The following is a 2016-nucleotide window of genomic DNA, read 5'->3' on the forward strand; positions in this document are numbered from 1 at the left end:
GGAGCCGCTGATGAGATGCATCGCAGCCATGGCGAATATCGTCCTGCAGAACATACCTTCTACTGAAAGCATCCCATTCATTAGCCAGACCCGCCAGCTGGAATCAAGGAACAGACGGATGACGAGGGCAAGCATCATGGCCAGTGCGCTTAAGATAATGACGATTGCAACTAGCCTGTCCCGTATTTATGGTGCTTGAAGCAGATTTTTCAAGTGCGAAGCTTGGAAGGAACGTGCACCGGATTGCAAAGTAGACCATTTTCGGAGAAATTCACGATTTTGGTCTGCTTTCCCATCACGCCCCTGATTTATGACAGATGTCTGCCCAAGGCAAAAAAACACGCATGATTCATAAAGCCAGTTACGAATCATGCGTGCCTTGAATTTGAAGCAGACTTTTTCTCAGCCTTTCCTGATCATTTCCTGCTTCTTCCAATCGTTCCTCTTTTCAGGAACTCAACGAAGCCGTACCATCCCAGGTAGGCAATGGTCGGCGGATAAAGCGAGGCATAGCCGATCAGGAAGGTCCAGACCGGGTGATGCGAAACGAAGTGCATGCACTGCTCCCAGAAGTCGCCGAAGAAGTACCAGTCAGCAAAATCTACATTTATCTTGAAAAGCAGAACTGCGGCCGAAACGGCAACTGCAGCCTGCAGAATCCTGTTAATGAGTCTCATCTGAATCCACCGCCTTCCTGCCCCTTAAACGTGCCGGCTGCCACAGGCACTGCATTTGTCATGCACGAAATGTCCTCATCCATTTTCCTCATCCTCTCGTCAAATTCAGAGCATGCACCAATCATACCGCATGGGTGCGACAGACCGTGTCGCCCGCCGAAAATAAAATGAAATTTCTTCTCACAAATGCGGATTATGTGATAAGGTAAAGGGAAGACTAATGATTGGAGTGAATAAATTGGCATCTGAAAGTCAGGCAATGCGCCTCTTCGAGCTCGCCATGGAGCTTCTAACCACAGGTTCCATTTCAAAGGAAGAATTTAGAAGAAAGTACGGCAGAAGTATAAGAACCTTTCAGCGGGATGTGAAAAAGCTGAAGGGGTACTTGGCGGGCGACGACACGGACACGCCCACGGACACGAACATGCAACTGGAATCGGACGGTGAGACCTACCGTCTGACGAACAGGCCGGAGAACACGGAACGCTTCCTCGGCGTGCCGCAGCTGCTTCTCCTGACTGAGATTCTGGCGTCAAGCCGCGTGCTGGCAAAGGACGAGTTCACCCAGCTGACGGATACGCTCCTGAACATGGCGATGTTCAAGTCGCTTGCGCAGGTCGAGGACCCCGCCCTGCGCAATGCACTGAAGGACGCCTTTGATTCATACAAGGACAACAACCATCCCCTGGACTTCAAGGCTTCGGAAGACACGTTCGAAAAGCTGACCACCCTCTACAAGGAAACTTACAGCGACAAGGACAACTACAGCGCAATCGACGTCACCTACACCAACGTCTACAACAGAACATCACGCAAGACCCTGCTGCCGGTCTCCATCGTCTTCGACAAATACTACCTCTACCTGCGCGCAGTCGAGGTCATGTACAGAGGATACAGCTTCAATACATACCGCATCGACCGCATCAAGCGCGTCAGAACGTCTCAGGAACGGTTCGACTATTCGACACCGAAGTCTGAACTTGCCAAAAAGCCGTTCCCGTCAAACGCCTTCAGCGAGCACGACTATCCGGAGGCAATCGAGTTTCTGTGCTGGCCGCCCGCCATCGAGGCTGCGCTGGACAACTTCGGAAACGCCGGATATGAGGCGGAAATCATCGAACGCTACGATGAATACGGCAGAAAGGTGAAGTCAGACGACCTGGTCGGAAGAAAAGGACACGTCAAGATCAGAATCAGAGACTATCCCGAAGGCGCCAGGTTCTGGCTGATGGGCCAGGGTACGAAGGTTCAGGTCACAAGTCCGGAGTCCATGGTCAGGGAGATCAAAAGGGAGCTGGCCGCTGCTGCCAGAATGTACGACAATTAGCTGATATCGGAC

General features: G+C 51.7%; 3 protein-coding genes. 2 read left to right on the top strand and 1 reads right to left on the bottom strand.

Annotated features, from left to right (window positions below; translation table 11 throughout):
- Nucleotides 1–199: hypothetical protein (locus tag V7Z60_RS09550; protein WP_334117582.1), on the top strand; the 199-nt coding region annotated here is incomplete at its 5' end.
- Nucleotides 200–416: 217 nt separating this feature from the next.
- Here V7Z60_RS09550 and V7Z60_RS09555 read toward each other — a convergent pair.
- Nucleotides 417–677 carry a hypothetical protein gene (locus V7Z60_RS09555; RefSeq protein ID WP_334117583.1) on the bottom strand — a complete coding sequence of 87 codons (261 nt, stop codon included), beginning with the start codon at nucleotides 675–677 and terminating at the stop codon, nucleotides 417–419.
- Between the two features lie 220 nt (nucleotides 678–897).
- Here V7Z60_RS09555 and V7Z60_RS09560 point away from each other — a divergent pair, with 220 nt between their 5' ends.
- Nucleotides 898–2004 (top strand): helix-turn-helix transcriptional regulator, encoded by a 1107-nt coding sequence (locus V7Z60_RS09560; RefSeq protein WP_334117584.1) that lies wholly within the window; start codon nucleotides 898–900, stop codon nucleotides 2002–2004.
- Nucleotides 2005–2016: the final 12 nt, after the last annotated feature.

Origin of the sequence: Ligilactobacillus sp. (assembly GCF_036846325.1) — a bacterium.
GTDB lineage: Bacteria > Bacillota > Bacilli > Lactobacillales > Lactobacillaceae > Ligilactobacillus.

Coding starts and splice junctions, on each gene's coding strand:
- V7Z60_RS09555 (WP_334117583.1), bottom strand. CDS start 677: ATGAGACTCATTAACAGGATTCTGCAGGCTGCAGTTGCCGTTTCGGCC.
- V7Z60_RS09560 (WP_334117584.1), top strand. CDS start 898: ATGATTGGAGTGAATAAATTGGCATCTGAAAGTCAGGCAATGCGCCTC.